This is a genomic window from Lysinibacillus sp. GW821-FHT14F06 (assembly GCF_058803665.1).
Genome location: NZ_JBXAPF010000008.1, coordinates 53,897 through 73,105, shown reverse-complemented (window position 1 = coordinate 73,105; position 19,209 = coordinate 53,897). Strand labels below are relative to the sequence as shown.

The window sequence follows — 19,209 nt, the reverse complement described above, 5'->3', positions numbered from 1 at the left end:
CCATTGTAAAAAGCGCATCATTCATACACCTTTGTTGCAATTTCTGCAATCAGGTCCTCCATGAAATCCATGCGCTCTGTATTGGCTTGATTTTGTAGCCTCAGTATTTTATTTTCTTGCTCTAAACGTGCAGCTTTTTCCTCTGCTGTTTCATCAGTGCCGGCCTTTTTCGGTGCACCTAAATCACCACTTTGATCACGGACTTTATACTCCATCGCCATTACTCAACAACCCCCGATATTAAGTGGATTTTATGATTGATGTCTACAGTTTCACGCGATGTAGAAAGCTTCAGGATAATATTGTTCTTTGGCTCAGTTGCCTCATAATAGAACGTATCCTCTACGACATTATTTTGATTTGGCATAGGTGCCGTATTTTCAGGCGTAAGAACAATATATTGCTCCTGCTCACCAATTAATGTCATCGATAAAGAGACTTCAAGCTCCATATCTTCGTCACGTTCCAGGAATAATAAAACGCCCTTTGCAGATCCCTTTGGTGGCTCGATTTTGTAACGAGCAACGGATTGCAAAATAGGCGTGTTAACTTCATTTTTATTTAATTTGATGGTTTTAGAAACCTTGAAATCATAACTATCCATCAGCTCTACAACGATGGCATTTTGACCGACCTGCAATTGAGCGAGTGTAATATCAAAAGCCCATTTACCCTCTACAATTTCCAACTCTACGCTATTGCCTCCGTTTAATCGATAAGCAGCTGTAACAGGATTATTGTCTGGGTCGCTCGCTGTACCACTGATTTTGAATTTATCAGTATTAATGATGCCACTTGGTTGTACGGTATCAACAGTTAAAACAGGTGGTCTATTTGGCACAACATAAAATGTACGTTCTGTTATTGTAGATTGTCCACCATCACTATCCTGCGCCCATATTTTTAGCGTATGGGGAACACCATCTGTTAAATTCCTTGTAACACCTATATCACCGTCAAATAGCCTGCCACCTTTAAATTTAAGCTGTTTGCTAAACGGAATGGCCGCGTTACTTAGTCCTATTCCCATTACGAATTTTGACTCAAGATTAACTTGGCCATATATCGTCACAGATTGATTGGCATTTACATCAGCTGCTGATCCAGCGATGTTAAATACATCATTTTCATACAGGGTCATATTTGCATTTGGTGAAGTTACAGATACCGTTGGCGCTGTATTAGTTACATTTAATGCAAAACCTTGTGACGTGGTAAACTCTCCATCATTTGCATCTACTGAAATCCAAGCACTACCAATTTCTTTACCAGTCAAGGTTAATGTATTGCCTGCCACACTAGCTGTCGCTACGCTTGGATTGCTTGATGAAGCTGCATAGGTCAATGGATCTCCCTCTGGATCACTAAAATAATTAGCTAGATTAATTGTAACGGTTAAATCTTTTTTAGTAGATTGTGTCGGTATCTGAGTATAAGTAGGTGGTGTATTTGCTTTTTCACCTCTTACATACCAATATCCATCAGCATTTCGAGCATTATTTATATATGCATTCTCATCGGCAGTAATAGTTGTTAAATATTCACCAGGTGAATAGGTGGTAGAACTAACTGTATGACGATAAACTGCAAAATTACTAGCTCCAGCTGCTACATATTTCGTAACAAAATCTGATACAGGTTTATTGAAAACAAATATAAACGCACCGTCATTTTTGCCATCTGCTCCCAGCATTATTTCATGTAAAACAGGATTTTGTTCACTTCTTGGATTAATAAAAGGAGGACGTGTATCATCTACATTATTTGTCGCATATCCATATACAGGTGGTATATTTTCGTTTTGTAAAAATGTATCTTTAAAAGTATATTTAGCTTTAGCTTTGTATCTATACCAAAAATACCTTGCCATCCTAAACCACCTCCACTAATTCTACTTTGTAGGTCTGCCAATCCCCGATACCCATCTCTGACAATGTTGTATCAATAGCTACATTACTACGAGCCACTTTAGCACCTTTTTTATAATTATGCTGTAAAGCCTGGACAGTAATTGTATTGGTTCCAATGGATGTGATTATGACATTTTCCATATGCAGATCATCAAAAATAGTGACTTGCGTAAATGGTGTAAATCCTTCTACACTAGCCACTTTTAAAACTGTTGTCCCAATAGAAACAGGCTCGATAATATCAGTCAATGTCTTATCTAGTACGATTTTATTGGTACTACCATCTAGCGTATCTGAAAACGTTCCTGAATTACCTGGTACACGTCCATCAAGTTCAAGCTGTATTTGCATCCGTCTGACCAAAGAAGCTAATTCTACTAAAAATTCATGTGCCATATAAATACCTAAATCCATGTGATTTAGACGTTTTGCTGATACACGAGTCCCTTGTTGTGAAGCTTCGTATTTAGGCAATCCTGTAAGTGGATTGTACTCAATATTTCCATCCTTATCTTTTACAGGAATGTATTTGCCGTCTAGACCGACTTTTAATAAATGATCTAACCAGTGCAACAGCTCATAATCATTTTTAAACGAAAATCTCAATTTTGAATCACTCCTTTAAGTGTGACAGATAACATGAATACAATCATTAAACCGTCCTCACTCTGCTCTATTTGCACTGTATATTTATCTAATTCAATACCATGCTCATCCACCAATTTCGCTTCTGACACTACGCCATGTCCATCATCTAGATAGATATATGTTTTAACCATGTCGCCCTCGATTAATTGGGAATGAAACTCTTTTTCTTGTGGCTGATCATCAATTGTGACAATTGCTTTTTTGGCCATACTCTTTAAAAATTCTAACGTTCGATCTATGACTATACGAGTTACCATTCATCCATCACCTCACTTGGAAAAAAATCACCACAAATCGGTAAGTACACTGGATATGTGTAGTTTATTTGCTGTAGTTCAATTGTTTTTTCGTTTGATTTACTTGGCATACCTTCACATCGGAAAGTACCGCAAATCGGCAAATACACAGGATATTGATATTGGTCTGATTCCAATTCGATATACTGTGTCTGCGGCATCTTAATAGCGATATATTCTAACCAAGATCGCTTATTTTTTGTCGCTTCTACTAATTCACGTAATCGCTTCATGTCTTTACTTGCTATAAAAGGTTCATCCACTTCAATCTTAAATCGATATTTATGACCATCATATTCAAACCATTCATATACGTTGGCATTAGGATAAACAATGGAGACAACACGCTCCACAGCCCAACGCGTGCCTTTTTTTCTATGCCAGCTAATTGATGATTTAATGAGCTCGCGTTTTTGAGTTACCGTTAATTGATGATCATAAAAATCAACGTGTTTTTCGTAAGCAATCAAATCAAGTAAAGGCTCTGGCAATTTATCAATATTGACTAAATCAAAGAGCAAATCTGCTTCATCATATGCCTCTTTTAACTGAATCACTAGGGCTTCAAACATTGCAACCAGGACTGGATCTTGCGACAAACTATAGGGCAACAACTTGTTATACATGTCTATGTCAATCATCAGCCAATCCTCGTAATGTCAATGATGTTAAAGTAGGATGTGCCACTTCAGTTTTACCTACCTCGATAAACATTTCAGAATTTACTGCTACGCGTGAAGCTCCTGCTCGTTTTAATCTCGCTATTAATTCTGATAAGTCTACATCACGCCCCATTTTTTCACGCTGCCATATCAAGTAATCTTGGTATGCAGCCATTACTTGTTTTTCAATAATCGTAGATACTGTAGCATTTTTGCGAGCAATCCAATACTCAGCCGCTGCCTCATATTCTATTACTGTTGGTGCTCCTACAGCTACCTTATCTGTAAGAGGACGTACTTTTTTAGGTGATACAGTTTCTTCAACAAGCTTTATTTCCTCTTCAGTCGGTACACGCCCATTTCTCATTAAAATACGGATATCGACCTCTCCCTCTTCAGGTGAATCGGCTGTTGCATCCACTATTTCTTGACTAGCAGATTTAGCCCAATAAATATAAGCCAACTCTGAACCTGCCACCGAGAAGCTTTCAGGTGCTAGTCGAATACGCTCTGCATAAGCATCGTCCGTTTCCACTTCTACACCACCGGTTGAAATTGTTGTATTTTGAATCGATTTTACATAGGGTAGAGGTTCCACCAGCGTATCAATTTCTCCAGGTAAAAAATCGTTACCAATTTCGCCTTTTTCTACACAAGTAGCACCAATCGTCACAATATTTTCTCCAACAGGAACGATTAAATTTTCATCTAATGCAAAATACGGTTCTTCTCCTACAAGGGCACCCGCTGGAATAGTAATGGTTCCTGGTCTATCTTCTTCGAGTATAAATGCTATAGTTGTGACTGCCGACTTTGCTTCCAACTTATCTGTAGACATTTCCATACCCATGTGCAATAACGTATCATCCTCTGCATAAGCAAGTCGATTTTGTTTTAACTTATGATCTAATCGATTACGTTCTACCGACACAAATGGTACTAACGATTGCAAGAATTTTCGCCTTGGATCGGCACGCTGCAGCGTCAAGCCTGTTTTTCCTTCAACATGTAATAGCATTTCACGCTCAATCAAGTCCGGTTCTTTTTCAAAGAAATTTAAATCTGGCAAATTAAAGCGATTCGTCATTAATACTCACTCTCACTCTCGGTCTTAATTGCCCATTCATAACATCCGACTCCTCAAAAACAACGGCTGAAACAATGGCTCTTGGTTCGAACTTCATTACAGCCTCTGTCACTTCATACACATAGCGCGCTTTTCTTAACTGAATCGGATCATCAATACCAGTGTTCCAACCAAATTCGCGATCAAGTGGGCAACTCATAATAGGCGTAGACAAAACAAAAGCAACATTCTGCAGAATCTCTTCCACACCTGTTGCTCCAAATTTTATATGTTTCATTGGCTCTACTTCATACAATTACATCACCCTTTCTTAAACGAGGAATAGGCATTATTTGCGCTAATATACTTTCCACCACCTAATGAATACCATCCATCCTTTTCACCATAGACCGTTAACGTATCACCTTTCATGGCATACCCTAATACTTTGTTATTCACACCAGGACCACCACGAATATGCACTGATTTCACTGTAATGGTCATAGTGCCGGTTGCTTTTTTAGATGTTGTTGTATTATTTGCATTTTGATTGGAAGACGTTGTTTTTTTGGCTTCTGTAGTGGCTGTTTGATTGACATATTCTTTTAAATTCAATTCCACTTCAATGGTTAAGACATTTCCTAATTTATCGATGTTACGATGCTTTTCTATGAGACTATCAATCACCCAGTAATTTGTTGAGATTGGTTGATTTCCACGTATAAAGAGCGCTTTCTGCCCCCAACGTGCAAACTTCCTTAGCTTCACCAATTGCTCCTCTGGATTTACCCCAAGATCTGCTCGTAACACAACAGTAAAGGAAATGGTGTCCACACCTGGTCCTTCAAATTCTAAAATTGGCTTTTGTCCAATAATGGCATGTTCTTGCCAACGTGGGCTATTCGTGCGTTGAAATTCATCATAGGTTTGTATTTTTTTGTCTGACACCTCAAAAACAATTTCTCCAAAACTGCCGATAACAGCCATAAATATCACCTACCATTCACGAAAACATCGGGACTTTTGGTAAGCCCCATTGGCGAGCCACAATACGTTTTGTCATCCTCCCTGCATAATGGTCGACCATTGACAAAAACATTTGGACTACCTTCTGCTGCTCTACTATCATGACACTCTGGTGCAGAATTACAATGAATCATCCAATGATCCTCTTTTCGATGTGCTGGAATGCCATTAATAAACACATCCGGGCTACCTTCATCATTTTTACGCGGTACCCAATCCTGATGTCCTTTGCACCAATCACCTTTTCTAATTGCTGCTGGCATATTATCGACCTCCAGAGTTCAAATGAATTTCTCTTGCGTCCATGAAAATATCCTCGTCTGCCTTAATAAAGATGTTTCCGACACATTTTATATCCATTACATGTTCCGCTGTGTCATATTCAATAAAAGTACCATCTTCAAATCGGATATAGTGTTTATTGACATCCTTCACCGGTGGCTCCGTTACATTACTATAGACAGCACCTAACACATAGCCTACGGATCCATTAAAAATACAGACAACATGCTCGTCTATTGATGGCATAGTATACTCTTGATTTTTCAGGGTCCATTGAAACAATATTGGCAACTCCTGAGAAACTATTCCATCCGATTGCTCACGTTTCACACGAACAGTACCTCGCTCTGGATAGACGGAGGATACAATGCACTCTTCCATTTTCATTAGTACCCCTCCAAACATCTTCTTAAATCAAGCGTTACAGTAAATTGCGTATAGACCACTCTTGTTACAATATATTTACCATTTAATTTGCCAAAATCCACAAGATTAAAGGTCATGCCCGCATCAATATGCATGCTGGAAATGACCTCTAAAGTCATGGTTGTGGCATCTTTGTTTTTTTCGCGCAGTTTTTTTTCTGCCAATCGTCTAGCTTCCGCTACCGTTTTCACATCTTCTTTTATCACAAGAGTACGCCCCACCTTTGGAGCTTTGGGTGCTGTGAATATAGCCGAAACCGTTTTTTTCTTGGGCGTATCATGATTAGATACCCGACAAGCCCAATAAATATCTGTTAATGTCGTTTTAAAGGAACGATTAATCACTTTAATCACATCGGTCCCTTTACTGTTTCTGCGGATCGTTTCTACTGCAGGTTGTTTCTCATAATCTTTTTCGTCTAAAATGACAATCGTATTCGATGATAGTTTTAGACAAAGCCCTTCATCTTTACAAAGACGGAAAATATATTTTAAGTCTGTTTCATTTTCTTGTTCATATCGATCTTTTTTAGGATTTTCAGACGTTTGCCAAATAAGCTTTAAACCATTGGCTTTTGCGACATCCCCAATTACTTTTTTTAGTGTGGCTTTTTCCCATGCCTTGCACTTTTCCTCACCTCGAAGGCTATTTGCTTCTGAGGTGGCCAAGGCACTAATTGTAATGACAGACTTGGCACCTGATATGTCATCAATTTCAAATCGCCCAAGCTTCGTTTTTATGGGTTTATCAGCCCAATAGGATCGAATTAAAGTCGGTTCTAATAAAGAGCCCTTTGTTGGGAACCATTTTCCTAACCACAAGGCATCTTTATCTTCCAAACGAATATTTAAATCATCAATTTCACCTGATAGATTGTCTGTAAATGTCCAATCAAGTAGATACTTTTCTAATTCTTCTTTTATATTCTCATGATTATAGTCCAGATCTAAAAATGTGCGTTTGGCTGTTAATACTTCGCTCATAAGTCCTCATCCTTTCCTAGCCATGCAGGACGTGCTGTATAAATAGCCGTATCAATGTCAGGTACATGTAGCACTACATCACCCGAAAAAAATAAGGTATGTCGGTGTTTCGGATTCGCCTCTAATAAAAGAGGAAGCAAATATTCGCTTCCCCATAATTTGTATGCAATTAAATCCCACGTATCGTTCTGGATAGTAGTATAACTATTCATATTGTGTCCTCCTCGATGAAGCACCGCCTCCAGTTGGTAGCTGTACATTATCTATACGTGTTTTAAGGCTATTAAGTGCTGTAATTACATTATTAGCAGCACTTTGAATGCCTTGAATGGAACTAATCCATCCATTAGCCTGTCCAATGGTTGCTGCTAAAGTAGACATATTCGCACTAGACAACTCCGTGGTTGTTTTCAACGAGTAGAAGGATGTCACAAAATCAGTGCTTACTTGTCCTGAATACATCGTTAAATTATCCATATTAGTAGCTGTAGTACTAGCACTAGTTTGAAGTGAAGTAAAGGAAGTTGTGACAGTCGAACTTACTTGTCCAAAACTTGTGGATAGGCTGGCCATCATTGTATTGGTTGTCTCAAACGTTGCTGCTAGTTTTGTAGCAGATGCATTTAGTTGTGTTGTATCTAGTGTTTGAGTAGTTGTCGCTTTGCTTTCAGTTGTTTGTTTTGATGGTGTAGGTGCAGGCGCGCTTGTTGCTGTTGCGCTACTACCTCCACGTGCAGTATCGACCGCTTTACCACCAAACCATTTACCACCAAAATAGCCGACAGCCCCACCAAGTATACCGCCTACAGCCGTGCCAATACCTGGTGCAATAGCTGTACCAATACCTGCACCGATTTTGGCTCCACCTATTCCACCTGCAAGTCCACCGACTGATTCGCTTGTTGCTTTTACTTTATCATCGGACTTGCTGATATTGTAGGCTTCCATTGCAATACTGAGAGGTAGCAATGCTTTCCCTGCAACTTTACCTACTTTACCAACTTGCCCCATTATCCGAGCCCCTCTTGATGGAGGTGGATTCGGTGGTGGCACAGGAGGAGGTGCCGGACCTCCCCCATATCTATTGATTGTTCCAGTTCTACTTGGTCCAACGAATGGATTTGGTGAAGGCGCTGGTGCCGGACCTCCTCCATACCTAGTAATTGTTCCGGTACGACTTGGACCAATCAATGGATTTGGCGGATTTGCTGGAGGCGTTGGTGTTGGGCTTGGAGGTGGTGGTAAAGTAGTAGCACGTCTTGATTTATAAATATCTTTACCCCATTTACCCGCCCCAATGGCCCCTTTCACCATTAAACCGCCACCCATCATCCATGCAGCTGCACCCATGCCAACTGCTCCGCCAATGTTTCCATCCATCAGATTATCTTTAGCAGCTTTTAAGGAACTTCTAAATGCACCGAGCCAAGCTTTAAAAGCGATTTCTCCTAATTTCGAGAATATTCTGGTCATGGCTTCGCCGCCGCTACCACCTAACCAAGTTTCCATTTTGTCAGTAGCTGTATCCAACATGTAAATTACTTTATCACCAAGATCCATATCTTTAAACATATTGTATTTCTTCATATCTTTACCGTATTGGATCATCATATCTCGTGTATCTGCTGGATCCATGTTAGGCAGAATCTTTGGTTTAATTGGTTTTGAATGGAATGGTTCGGTAATATCACTAAGGATTTGTGCTGTTTTTTCTCCAGCTTTTTTAATAACACTCATGTTGTCTTCGATATTACCTGATATACCGCCAAAAAACTTTTGAAACACTGGTAGGACAGGCGACATAAACTCGATTTGAGCTGTTTGGATACTAGCTTGTAAATTATTAAGAGCTCCACCGTAATTATCCATCATTGTGGAAGACATTTTCGCTGCAGCTCCGTCAGAATTCTCCAATGCCGTTGTCATTTTTTGAAGTTCTTCTGATCCAGTTGAAAGCAGAATAGCCCAATGTTTAAATGCTTCTAGACCAAATATTGTTTGTAGCGTATTAACTCGCTGCTTATCAGTCATTCCTGCTGTACCTTTTTCAATCTCTTTTATCACGCCAGGTAGAGACTTCATTTTTCCATGAGCATCAAAAAACTCCATGCCTAATTTTTTTGCTTTTTTCGCTGCTTTCCCGTTATCTTCAGCTAATTTACCCATTGAGCTTGAAAATGCTTGACCTGCAATCGAACCCTTCAAACCTTGATTAGCCATTGCCATCATTGCTGCAGATGTTTCTTCAAGCGACCATCTAAATTGATTTGCGGTAGGAGCTGCATATTTCATAGCTTCACCAATCATCTCAACATTGGTATTTGCGTTTGCCTGTGCGTATGCAAACACATCAGCGGCATGGCCAGCTTGATCTGCATTCATGCTAAACGCTTGCATCGTATCCAGTTTGTTATCGTAAGGCTCTTTATCCTTACTTCCGGGGCTTTCACCGCATTATAGGATGTTGTTTCATCCTCGGCTCAGACTATATCTTCACCTACAACCTTACTTGTTTAGGTGGTGGGCGCTCTTGGACGTTTCACCGTACCAAATGGGTTAGGTTACTTCGTCTAGTCGTTGCACCTTCCGCTCGTTTCCAAACGGCTTGGCTCAGGATTGCCATATCTCGTAAGACTTAGGTTTTCCCTGAATTCACCCACTGTTTTATGCTGCGGATTTCTCCACAACCGAGCAATTTTGTTTACTCGTAATATCTGCAGCTCGACCTAAATCCATAGCACCAGCTGCAGCAAGATTTAGCATTCCTGGCATAGCTTCCACAATAGCATTGGTTTTCCAACCAGCTAAAGCTAAGAATTCCTCCCCTTCCGCAACTTGAGTGGCTGTAAATTTGGAGGTTTTACTTAGTTCTATTGCTCGATTCCTTAATTTATCAAAATCAGCACCAGCTGCACCTGAGATTGCAGAAACTTTAGACATTTGTTGTTCAAAATTTGCTGCTGTATTAAGTGATGACATAGCTACACCTGCAGCTACAGTAGCTGTTCCAACTGCCGCAATACCAGCTACAGCTTTTCCTGTATTAAATCCACTTTGAAGAGTGCCACTAATTGCTTTAATACGCCGTTGGGAATTTTCTAGTCGTTGCATTTCTCCAGTGATACGTGCTGTCGATTCTGCATATTGTGTTTGAGTAATTCGCCCTTGACGGAATTCATTTCCTAAACGATTCAATTCGCGTTGTGCTGCTCGTGATCGATTACGTAAATCATCAATATCGCCATTTGCTCGTCTAAATGCATTCCCTAAAGTGCCCGCTACACGTCCACCAATTTCGATAGTCATTTCCAATGCTTTTCTAGCCATCGTTGTCTACCTCCTCAGTAGCCGCTTCCCCCCAAGCTCTTAACTCTATCAGACTTAAAGATTGCCAAAATTCTATACTAGTGTTATTGTTCGCAGACAATGCTAAAAATGTTTTTCTAAATTCTTTTGCTCCGCCTTTGTCACCTATCACTGGATGAAAAAAAGTCGTACTTGCATCAACAACTCAAAAAAATCTACACCATGTAATTCCTCTAAATCATCCGGAACGCAACCAATGCCACGTGCAGCTAACAACAATAGTGCATCTTGATTATAGATACTATCAAAACCTCCTGGACGATTATTCATTCGCAATTCCATATCGATTTTTAGAATATCTTTCCCTGTAAGATCCGTGAAGTCTAGTACTAACTCATTCGTTTTTTTACCATTTATCTGAATTGGTTTTGTAATTTCCAAGTTGATTATATTTGGATTTCGTACCTCTTGATTTGTTTGCATTTCTTGTCCATTGTGTTTTTCGTTTTTCATTGTCTGTTCCTCCTTTTAATTAGACCATTCCTAATGCTTCGCGTAGGCGAGCTGTGTAATCGACATCATCTACAATATAGATATAGTTAATTTTATCGACTTCTAACAAGACTGTTCCTTCACGTTCTACTTTCATATAAAGGACTTCGATTTCTGTAGAGGAATCGTAAGGTGAGCCTTTTTGAACTTTTCCTAAATCATTTTTTGTGGCCAATCCATGCACTAAAACCCTATTTGGTTTAAAGTGATGGCGACCTTTTACCGCATCATACTCCTGATTGGCTAATCGACAATCAACCGTAATAGCTTCAGGTTTATAGAAATCTAATAATTCATCACTTGTTACACGCCAGTTGATGGTAAATTTCATACTTTGGAAATGACCATAGGCAGGTGAATCGTATTCCCCAAGAATACCTGCACCATTGACGGTTTCCGTCAGGTACTCTAAAGAAGGGAGCTGCAAGTCTGCAACCCCCTTCAAGTCAGGTTTACCACTCAAGAAAACCCGAAAATCATTTAATTTTTCTGGAATGATACTCATTCACATGTCCCCCTATTAATTAAATAGATTGTTGTAATACATTGGATCGAACTCTAAAATATTTTCGATGTCCTCAGCTGGTGTTGGCTCTGCTACGTAGTAGTTAAAACGAATTTTTCCATTAATTAAATCTGGAATTGGATTATTTTCTTTTTTGAATACTACACGTCCACCTAAAATGACACCGCGTGATTGCAAACCGTTGAACCACATGTTCATTGTGTCTACAATGCTATCGATTAAGCGACGTGTAATCGGTGCATCTACCTTGCTCCACGTTGTTAAAATGATGGTATTTGCAATCCAGTTATGTGTAAGGCGAACAGGAATGAAAATATCTTTTACATCTGTATTAGCAGGGAATGCGCCTGTTCGGTTTCCCCAACACTTCCAACCACCCATAAAATTAAGAGCCGTTGTAATGCCTTGGCTATTTAGTAACTCTGCTTGGTCTGGCCCTAAATCAATTTCGTCGCCTGCTTCATTTAACATTTTTGTCATTTGCAAAGACTGATTAGATGGACTTACATGTGGATAGTCACCATTTTCTGACGCTGTTTTCGTAATTCGAAAAGCAAGTTGCGTTGAATAATGGTACACTTTGTCTCCTAACCCCAATAATGGCCAACCAGGAAACTCATTAGTGCCTGTGTAATTATTTTGATTTTTCCACTCAATCGCTTTTGTATAAACATTTGCTTCTGCAGTATCAATATCAGATACGGATGCCGCTCGGAAATAGGTATTTACTACAGATGCCTTCGCCTTCATAACAGCTGCTACCGTTGGATCTTTGGACCATTTTGGTGCAACAACTAAGCCAGGTATCATACCTGTTTTAGGGAAAACACTGTTCAGCAATTCCAAGCCTTTTAACTTGCCAGTATTTATATCCGAACCTCCGATAACATCATTCGCTGTTACCTTCTCAGGCGCAATACGTGTACACTCAATGTGTAATTGAGTCGCTTCAATTAAAGTCACAATAACAACTTGACCATCATCATCAAAGGAAACAACATAATCCTCATCCAGCTTTAAAACCGGATCATTTTCTTCTACGCTTTTTTTCACTTTTAAAGTTTTCATCAAAATCCCTGTCTTTTTAACGACAGCTTTTTTATTGACCACTGGTACTACTTCTTTGACGGTTTCATTATGTTTTTCCGGATCTAACACATTGACGAAAATAACCGGTGCTACATTAAATAAACGAAATGCTGCATCCATCGCTTCACACAACGTATAGTTCTTCCAATCGTCCGAATAACCTAATGCCTCCTGTGCCTCACCAAATGAATAAGCCACCACGATTTGATTAATATGAGGTGTTTTGGCTAGGTTAACAGGCGCTGTACCAAAAACAATAGGCAATGCTGCAGTTGCCACAACAGGAGTCATTAAGGAAGTTGGAACTTCAGTAACCCGGGAACCATGTCGAAATGCCATATTTATTTCACCTCACTTTGGAAATAATCTTGAACTTTGTTGTATAACATTGTTTCAACAGAATTCGCATCTGTAAGTTGCTGTTCAAATGCTGCAAAATCTTTCGTATGGATAAACAATTTCTCAAGCACCTTACACTTTTCAAAGTGTTCCTTTAAATGCTCTGGTTTACCACCCACAAACGATGCATAGCGAGTAAGCTGCTTTACTGTTGGACCAACATAAATAAGGACATCTGCGTTTTCCTTTGCAGATGCCTCTTTAATTGCATCTCCAACTTGTGTTGGAGACGCTTTTTCTTTTTCAATTTTAATACTCATCTTGTAAAACACTCCTATCCCTTTGTACTTGTGGCGCTTCAAACTCTATGATTGCAGTAGAGTGCCATGTTGGGCGCATTTGCTCCTCAAAAAGATCCACCTCTATTTTGCCAGTTAAAGCAAACGCTCCAATTATTTGTGTCTCTTTTAGCGCTAACTCTATCCGGTTCCATACATTCAAATTATCACGCCAACCATTTTGCTCATCCTTGCTATATGTGCCAATTACGATACGTACAGCTATAGTTTTTTTATCGTATAACACATCTGATTGGCCCAAATACCGCACTATAACAAATGGATACCCTTCCGTATCTTCATCATTCCGTTGATTTGGTTTTGGTGGTGCATATCCTCCATAAATATTAGGTGTTTTATAAACATCAGATATTTTTGTAGGTAGCTCTAATTCTTTTAAAATTTCTTCTAAAAAATTAACTAAAGAATCCACTAAATTTATTCCATGCATCGTTAATTACCCCCTTAGTAAAAAATCAATCTCATGTCTTACTCGATCATTTAAAACTTCGGCAATTCTTCCTTCAACAGATGCCATAGAATCTTCATTTTCAATCATTTGAGGAATAGATGGACCATAATGACCTCTTAATGGAAAACGCTCTGTAGAGACTCGCCCAAATACATTTGTAGCACCTGCCCCATATCTAGGATTTTTTAAGGTAGTTATGAATAATGATTTTAACTGTTTCCTTTCTCCTTTTTTCACAGCTACACTTACACCTTTTTTCGTCACTCTTGGATTAAATAAACTTAAAGGTATCAACTCACCTCTTGAGCTTATAGAAGCTTGTAAATTCCCTCTTGAGGCACGATTAATTTTTAATGTTTTCAGTACATCACCATGTCGAACTGTATACCTTGACCTTGCTTCTCTAGCAGCTTGCGTTCGCCCTGCTTGCCCTGCTCGATTTATAGCTCTAGACAAAACAATAGGTATCTGCTCTGGTGTATTTTTAAATATCTCTTTTAACTGCTCTACCTGAACAATATTAATTTCAATCATTTAAAACATCACCTAACTTTCATAGAGGCTCAACAGCATACGTATAACGCCCCCACTTCCCTCGTTCGCATCCTCCACGTAGTACTCTTCTCCATCTAACACGATGATGCTTTCAATTCTAGGGACATGAAAATCCGAGGCCTTCACATAGACTGTTTTAAATTGCTTAAATACCTCTTGAGATACATACATTTGAGCACTTGGAAAACCTGTGAGAGCATTGTTTGACTTATTATCTACAATGACTAATGGCAAAGTTTCTCCTTCTAACTCGTGCTCCTCTGCCAATTCATCCACATTAAAAAAAACGTCCAAATCCTCCATAACGAAGTCTTTAAACGTTTTACTCATTGTGATCATCCTCTAAAAGCTCATCGGCTTTGCCTTGCTCAATAATAGCATCGATAATTTCGTCTTTACGTGTTAATCCTGTTAAATCGACGCCAGCTTTTTTAGCATCACGTTTTAATTCTTCAGCATTGTATTCCTGATCGAGTGCTTCTTGTAATTCTTTAAATACATCTGGAGGAATCACTTTGGCTTCGTCGGCCACTTGTTGCTTTTTCATTTCCTCTTCAGGTGTTATAACATACTCTGCTGACTTTAATCGTACTAGACGTTGTTCTTCCAGCTTTGTAAGACCCTCAATAATGGCACCTTTTTTGTATTCAACATCGTTATGTCGAATAGGATGTTTTGCTCTAAGCATCATTTATTCCCCCTTACAGTACTTTCGCCACGAACCAACCATCAACTTCTTTTGGAATTGGTAGTGGTTTAGAGCTTAATTGTAAGATTTTTCGGGCTGGACGTTTTTCCGTCCAAGAATCAGGAACGCGATCAGCTTCATATGTTACTAAATCATCATCTTTTGCAATTGTAACCGCTGCATACGCCATTGAAAAATCTACTTCAGACGAAGCTAAGGCAATTGTGCCAGCTGGAACCATCGGTTTAACTTGTTCATCTAAATCATCATAATATGTTGCTGTGTATTCATAAATATTACCTACACCTGCAATTTTGCCGATATAAGTCGCACCATTCGGAAGTTTCTCAGGTTTAAATTCACCAATATTGATATTTCGAATGTCTAATAACTTTAGCATTTCTGGGTCTTTTAAAAGTACATCCGTCACATCTGGAGCGATAATCACCATATCAGGGTTAACAAAACCAGTTTCTTGAACTTTTCGAACCCAGCGCTTTAAATCTGCATATTTTTGAGAAGTTGGAGTACTCCATAAATTAGCACCTGATAATGCTTCACGATTTGTATGATTGAATGAAATAACGTAATCAACACCTTCGCCTTTTACAGTAATTTCTCCATCAAAAATAGCTTGTGCACACATTACTTCTTCACGACGTGTAATCATTTGATCAAGATCTCTTAAATCTCTCACAAGTTTTTCTGCTGCACGTTCATCTGGTGTTCGATTAGAATATAAATTTTCTCCCATTGATCGATTTTGTAAATCTGCTGCAGTTGTAATCGTTGTCGGTGAAACTAGTGGTGGTTCGAATGTTTCGGTACGATAGCCACTATTTTCAACGACTTTTCCGCCAATTTTTTCACTTACATAAGGAGCGATTTTCGCACGACCTTTTTTAATATCAATGTCTACCTTTGCTGTTGGGAAAAGATCGGGAACTTTAAACAAAGTATCTTTAATAAAAGTATGAACTGGAGGTAAACGCTCCACGAATTTTAACATTGAACGAGTCTCAAATAAATTTACTGCCATTGATTATTCCTCCCCTTGTGGATCTGCAGGTACTGTATTTCGTAAAGTAATGCCCATATTACTTAATGCTTTTTTGTAGGCAACTAAATCAACGCCATCTGGAAAAATGATTTTACGTGCATTAAATTCACCGCGTTTATAACCAACTGCTGCCTTTGTTTCATCATTTGCTGTAGCCACCGCATCTGCCATAATGCCATAAGCATCTGTTGCAACACTTTCTGATTTCATAGCAACTGCTTGTCCACTTGCATTAAGTGCAAATACTTGACCAACCGAAAGCTCTTGTTCAGGTGCTACAATAATAGGCTCTGTAACTACATCTGACTGGAATCCTGCTAATAAGTTTTCATATTCTAAAATCGGCATTTATTTCACCCCTGGTCCCATTACTTTATTTACTAAAGCATCAAGTTCATTTTCATCATTTTTTTTCGGAGCTTCTTCAGCAACAATATTATTTAATCCAGCTGCATCCTCGATACGATTTTTCATTTGCAATGTATTTTGTTCCTTTTGAGCATTTAAAATTTCCATTGCTGTTTCAGCTGCTGAAATACCAGTTTCAAATTTCGCTTTATTAACAACGTCCTCCATACCTGGTTGTGCAAAATTTTCAATATCCTGAATACGTTTACGTTCTTCAGCAACTGCCTCTTTCTTGGCTGTATTACGAATTTGTTCTACTAACTCAGGATATTTGTTTTGTAATTCTTGTAAGTCCATTCCTCGATCTTCTCCTTCCGCTTCCGGCTGTGGTACTAGGCCGCCTGTCGAAGCACTGTTTTTTACTAACAAATTTGGATCAGTTGCACGTAAATTGTGCATCTTATCAATTACTTCTTTGGGTAAAAATCCATTAGCACTTACATCTGTATTCGTTGAAGCTACAATACCCATATCTTTTGCAAACATAATTTCGTCCACAAATCCATGCTCTGCCGCTTGTTGAGCATTCATCCAAGTTTCGGCATCCATCATTTGCTTCAGCTCTTCTTCTGACTTTTTTGTTTTCTCTTTATATGTTTGCATGATAGCTTCATTTGTTTGTAATAAAAGCTGTTTCATTGCTTCCATTTCTCGATAATCGCCTTCCGCTACCACAGAGGCATTATGAATCATTAACGCTCCTACAGGTGCTATTATCGTGCGTTTAGTTGCTAATGCTGGAATAGAGGCTGCACTGGCACAAACACCTGTAATTTCTGCAACAGAATCACCAGGGAATTTTTTTATATGTGACCAAATCTCAGAAGCTGCATATACAGATCCTCCATGACTATTAATATTAACGATTAGCTCTTTTTCCCGATTTGAAATAGCTCTATCTATTTGTTGCATAATGCGTTTAGGACTTACCGCTGGAACATCAAACCAATCATAAATCCATTGTTCACCATCCGATACAATTGCCCCTCGTATATCAATCCTCGCCATCTTCTTTCACCTCCTTTTGTTGAAGTGCACTTTTCATCAACTCTGTATACGTAGCATCCAATCCAGCTTCTCTTCGCGCCTTTTCTTCACGAATACGTTGTGAATGGTTACTCCAATAATTGGACCCTGTAAGCTCTGTAGTTTCTCGTGCCCGCGTACTAAAACCATTTTCAACGCGAATAACTGCGGCATTTACTTCTTTCAACGGATCTAATTGTCCTTGACTCGGTCCATTCCACTCAGCACCACTGTAAGCTTTTCGAATAAGAGGGTCATACAAAAAGCCAGGTGCTTTTATTCGACCTAGCAACACCGCTTCAGTTAAAAACTCTTCATATATCGGTTGGCAAAAACGAGTTGCCAGGAACATGCGTCGCATTCGAAACATTTTCCACGCCTCAAGAAGTGCTGCGCGTGATGCAGAATAAGAACTAGTAAAGTGTTTCAAAAGCACTTCATATGGTAATTCGAGCGCAGCACCTACTTGTCTACAAATAGACACTACAAATGGATCAAACGATGCATTATTACGTGAAGGATTAGAGGTACTAGCTTTCTCTCCTTCTCCTAACTCAATAATCGCTCCTGGTCCTAGTTCATAACTTAAAACATCCTCTTTATCCACTTGATCTGTTTCAACAATTGCCTCTCCAAGTACTGGACCATTATCTTCATCTTTCGTTTCAATAAACACAGTAAAAAGAGATGATACCAATGCAGCTGTTAATTCTGCTTCTGTATACCGACCTAATTGTTTTAAACTTTCTATTACTGGTGCCAGAATAGGTACACCCCGACGTTGTTCAGGACGCTCTGACTCCATTAAATGCAATATATTTTGCCTACCCGATTTGGCGCCAAATTTCTCTATACGAATCCATTCTTTTTTTTCAGTATTTGACTCAGCTAATGGATGTTGATTGAGAATGTGATAAGCTTTTACTTCTCCATAAGTGCCTAACTCAACACCGTTGATAATATTAGGGTTATTTCCATTAGGCGAAGAGATACGATCCGCTTCTATTAATTGAATTCTCAATCTATACATATGTTGACTGTGTTTTCGATAAGGTAAAATTGTAAATACTTCTCCTGACAAGAGAAAAGAAATTAAAGCTAATTGTTGTAATTCGTAAAAAGTGTGCATTTGCAAAGCGTCACACAAAATTGACTCTGCCCATAAAGAAAATTCTCGTTCAGTAGTTGTTTCCCATTCATCTGCTTGTTCCTCTGTTAGCCCCAAAAACTCATGATCGATTCGCGCATTTAAAATAAGCCCTGCTCCTACTGCATTTGTACGAATATTTTTAATTGCACCAGTTGCAAGAGGAGTATTCATATACAAATCCCTGGCACGTTGACGCAGAGTGTCTAAATTGTCATCAATATCTTCTTTTGTACTGCCTCCTCTGAAAATCCAACCAAGTAACGATTTTTTTCTTCTGCTCGCCCCACTATTTGAATAACCTGTATTTAATATATCTAGTCGTCTACGAGCACCTAGTCGTTTTACTGCACGCTCAGGAGAGAAAGCAGCAATCATTTTATCAAGCGCATTCATTATTAATT

The 19,209-nt window shown here is 39.0% G+C and carries 26 protein-coding genes; all 26 read right to left on the bottom strand.

Annotated elements, in window-relative coordinates:
• Nucleotides 1-17: 17 nt before the first annotated feature.
• The 26 genes from AC1RNS_RS09815 to AC1RNS_RS09690 all read right to left on the bottom strand — a co-directional run bounded on the left by AC1RNS_RS09815 (nucleotide 18) and on the right by AC1RNS_RS09690 (nucleotide 19,201).
• Nucleotides 18-221 (bottom strand): hypothetical protein, encoded by a 204-nt coding sequence (locus AC1RNS_RS09815; protein WP_492992262.1) that lies wholly within the window; start codon nucleotides 219-221, stop codon nucleotides 18-20.
• Nucleotides 221-1,870 (bottom strand): hypothetical protein, encoded by a 1,650-nt coding sequence (locus AC1RNS_RS09810; protein ID WP_492992261.1) that lies wholly within the window; start codon nucleotides 1,868-1,870, stop codon nucleotides 221-223. The genes AC1RNS_RS09815 and AC1RNS_RS09810 overlap by 1 nt, the downstream gene beginning before the upstream one ends.
• A gap of 1 nt (nucleotide 1,871) precedes the next feature.
• Nucleotides 1,872-2,516 (bottom strand): integrase, encoded by a 645-nt coding sequence (locus tag AC1RNS_RS09805; RefSeq protein WP_492992260.1) that lies wholly within the window; start codon nucleotides 2,514-2,516, stop codon nucleotides 1,872-1,874.
• Complete coding sequence (locus tag AC1RNS_RS09800) at nucleotides 2,513-2,815, bottom strand: hypothetical protein (RefSeq protein ID WP_492992259.1); 303 nt, start codon at nucleotides 2,813-2,815, stop codon at nucleotides 2,513-2,515. The genes AC1RNS_RS09805 and AC1RNS_RS09800 overlap by 4 nt, the downstream gene beginning before the upstream one ends.
• On the bottom strand, nucleotides 2,809-3,495 hold the full coding sequence (locus tag AC1RNS_RS09795; protein ID WP_492992257.1) for a phage tail protein I: 687 nt from the start codon (nucleotides 3,493-3,495) through the stop codon (nucleotides 2,809-2,811). The genes AC1RNS_RS09800 and AC1RNS_RS09795 overlap by 7 nt, the downstream gene beginning before the upstream one ends.
• On the bottom strand, nucleotides 3,488-4,603 hold the full coding sequence (locus tag AC1RNS_RS09790; RefSeq protein WP_492992256.1) for a baseplate assembly protein: 1,116 nt from the start codon (nucleotides 4,601-4,603) through the stop codon (nucleotides 3,488-3,490). Before AC1RNS_RS09790 ends, AC1RNS_RS09795 begins: the two co-directional genes overlap by 8 nt.
• Entirely contained in the window at nucleotides 4,587-4,898 is a 312-nt protein-coding gene (locus tag AC1RNS_RS09785) for a hypothetical protein (RefSeq protein WP_492992255.1), read from the bottom strand. The genes AC1RNS_RS09790 and AC1RNS_RS09785 overlap by 17 nt, the downstream gene beginning before the upstream one ends.
• A gap of 5 nt (nucleotides 4,899-4,903) precedes the next feature.
• Nucleotides 4,904-5,569, bottom strand: coding sequence for a phage tail protein (locus tag AC1RNS_RS09780; protein WP_492992253.1), 666 nt, complete (start codon nucleotides 5,567-5,569; stop codon nucleotides 4,904-4,906).
• A gap of 5 nt (nucleotides 5,570-5,574) precedes the next feature.
• Complete coding sequence (locus AC1RNS_RS09775) at nucleotides 5,575-5,871, bottom strand: PAAR domain-containing protein (protein WP_492992251.1); 297 nt, start codon at nucleotides 5,869-5,871, stop codon at nucleotides 5,575-5,577.
• 1 nt (nucleotide 5,872) lies between these two features.
• Nucleotides 5,873-6,277 carry a phage baseplate assembly protein V gene (locus AC1RNS_RS09770; protein WP_492992250.1) on the bottom strand — a complete coding sequence of 135 codons (405 nt, stop codon included), beginning with the start codon at nucleotides 6,275-6,277 and terminating at the stop codon, nucleotides 5,873-5,875.
• Complete coding sequence (locus AC1RNS_RS09765) at nucleotides 6,277-7,299, bottom strand: phage late control D family protein (RefSeq protein WP_492992248.1); 1,023 nt, start codon at nucleotides 7,297-7,299, stop codon at nucleotides 6,277-6,279. The genes AC1RNS_RS09770 and AC1RNS_RS09765 overlap by 1 nt, the downstream gene beginning before the upstream one ends.
• Nucleotides 7,296-7,511, bottom strand: a complete 216-nt coding sequence (locus AC1RNS_RS09760) for a tail protein X (protein ID WP_492992246.1) — start codon at nucleotides 7,509-7,511, stop codon at nucleotides 7,296-7,298. Before AC1RNS_RS09760 ends, AC1RNS_RS09765 begins: the two co-directional genes overlap by 4 nt.
• Nucleotides 7,504-9,696, bottom strand: a complete 2,193-nt coding sequence (locus tag AC1RNS_RS09755; RefSeq protein ID WP_492992245.1) for a phage tail tape measure protein — start codon at nucleotides 9,694-9,696, stop codon at nucleotides 7,504-7,506. Before AC1RNS_RS09755 ends, AC1RNS_RS09760 begins: the two co-directional genes overlap by 8 nt.
• A gap of 267 nt (nucleotides 9,697-9,963) precedes the next feature.
• Nucleotides 9,964-10,626 carry a phage tail tape measure protein gene (locus AC1RNS_RS09750; RefSeq protein WP_492992244.1) on the bottom strand — a complete coding sequence of 221 codons (663 nt, stop codon included), beginning with the start codon at nucleotides 10,624-10,626 and terminating at the stop codon, nucleotides 9,964-9,966.
• Between the two features lie 147 nt (nucleotides 10,627-10,773).
• Nucleotides 10,774-11,118 (bottom strand): hypothetical protein, encoded by a 345-nt coding sequence (locus tag AC1RNS_RS09745; protein ID WP_492992243.1) that lies wholly within the window; start codon nucleotides 11,116-11,118, stop codon nucleotides 10,774-10,776.
• A gap of 19 nt (nucleotides 11,119-11,137) precedes the next feature.
• Nucleotides 11,138-11,662, bottom strand: coding sequence for a phage major tail tube protein (locus tag AC1RNS_RS09740; RefSeq protein WP_492992242.1), 525 nt, complete (start codon nucleotides 11,660-11,662; stop codon nucleotides 11,138-11,140).
• 15 nt (nucleotides 11,663-11,677) lie between these two features.
• Nucleotides 11,678-13,111 carry a phage tail sheath family protein gene (locus AC1RNS_RS09735; protein ID WP_492992240.1) on the bottom strand — a complete coding sequence of 478 codons (1,434 nt, stop codon included), beginning with the start codon at nucleotides 13,109-13,111 and terminating at the stop codon, nucleotides 11,678-11,680.
• A gap of 2 nt (nucleotides 13,112-13,113) precedes the next feature.
• Nucleotides 13,114-13,431: a hypothetical protein gene (locus AC1RNS_RS09730; RefSeq protein ID WP_492992238.1), complete on the bottom strand. Its 318-nt coding sequence runs from the start codon at nucleotides 13,429-13,431 to the stop codon at nucleotides 13,114-13,116.
• The gene (locus AC1RNS_RS09725) at nucleotides 13,421-13,900 is read right to left on the bottom strand and encodes a hypothetical protein (RefSeq protein WP_492992236.1); all 480 of its coding nucleotides are present in this window, start codon (nucleotides 13,898-13,900) and stop codon (nucleotides 13,421-13,423) included. Before AC1RNS_RS09725 ends, AC1RNS_RS09730 begins: the two co-directional genes overlap by 11 nt.
• A 6-nt stretch (nucleotides 13,901-13,906) precedes the next feature.
• On the bottom strand, nucleotides 13,907-14,455 hold the full coding sequence (locus AC1RNS_RS09720; RefSeq protein ID WP_492992234.1) for a phage tail protein: 549 nt from the start codon (nucleotides 14,453-14,455) through the stop codon (nucleotides 13,907-13,909).
• A 12-nt stretch (nucleotides 14,456-14,467) separates the two neighbouring features.
• Complete coding sequence (locus tag AC1RNS_RS09715; protein ID WP_492992233.1) at nucleotides 14,468-14,806, bottom strand: hypothetical protein; 339 nt, start codon at nucleotides 14,804-14,806, stop codon at nucleotides 14,468-14,470.
• Nucleotides 14,799-15,164: a hypothetical protein gene (locus tag AC1RNS_RS09710; RefSeq protein ID WP_492992232.1), complete on the bottom strand. Its 366-nt coding sequence runs from the start codon at nucleotides 15,162-15,164 to the stop codon at nucleotides 14,799-14,801. The genes AC1RNS_RS09715 and AC1RNS_RS09710 overlap by 8 nt, the downstream gene beginning before the upstream one ends.
• A 13-nt stretch (nucleotides 15,165-15,177) precedes the next feature.
• Nucleotides 15,178-16,203, bottom strand: coding sequence for a major capsid protein (locus tag AC1RNS_RS09705; protein WP_492992231.1), 1,026 nt, complete (start codon nucleotides 16,201-16,203; stop codon nucleotides 15,178-15,180).
• Nucleotides 16,204-16,206: 3 nt separating this feature from the next.
• Nucleotides 16,207-16,572, bottom strand: a complete 366-nt coding sequence (locus AC1RNS_RS09700; RefSeq protein WP_492992230.1) for a head decoration protein — start codon at nucleotides 16,570-16,572, stop codon at nucleotides 16,207-16,209.
• Entirely contained in the window at nucleotides 16,573-17,640 is a 1,068-nt protein-coding gene (locus tag AC1RNS_RS09695) for a head maturation protease, ClpP-related (protein ID WP_492992229.1), read from the bottom strand.
• On the bottom strand, nucleotides 17,627-19,201 hold the full coding sequence (locus AC1RNS_RS09690; protein WP_492992228.1) for a phage portal protein: 1,575 nt from the start codon (nucleotides 19,199-19,201) through the stop codon (nucleotides 17,627-17,629). The genes AC1RNS_RS09695 and AC1RNS_RS09690 overlap by 14 nt, the downstream gene beginning before the upstream one ends.
• Nucleotides 19,202-19,209: the final 8 nt, after the last annotated feature.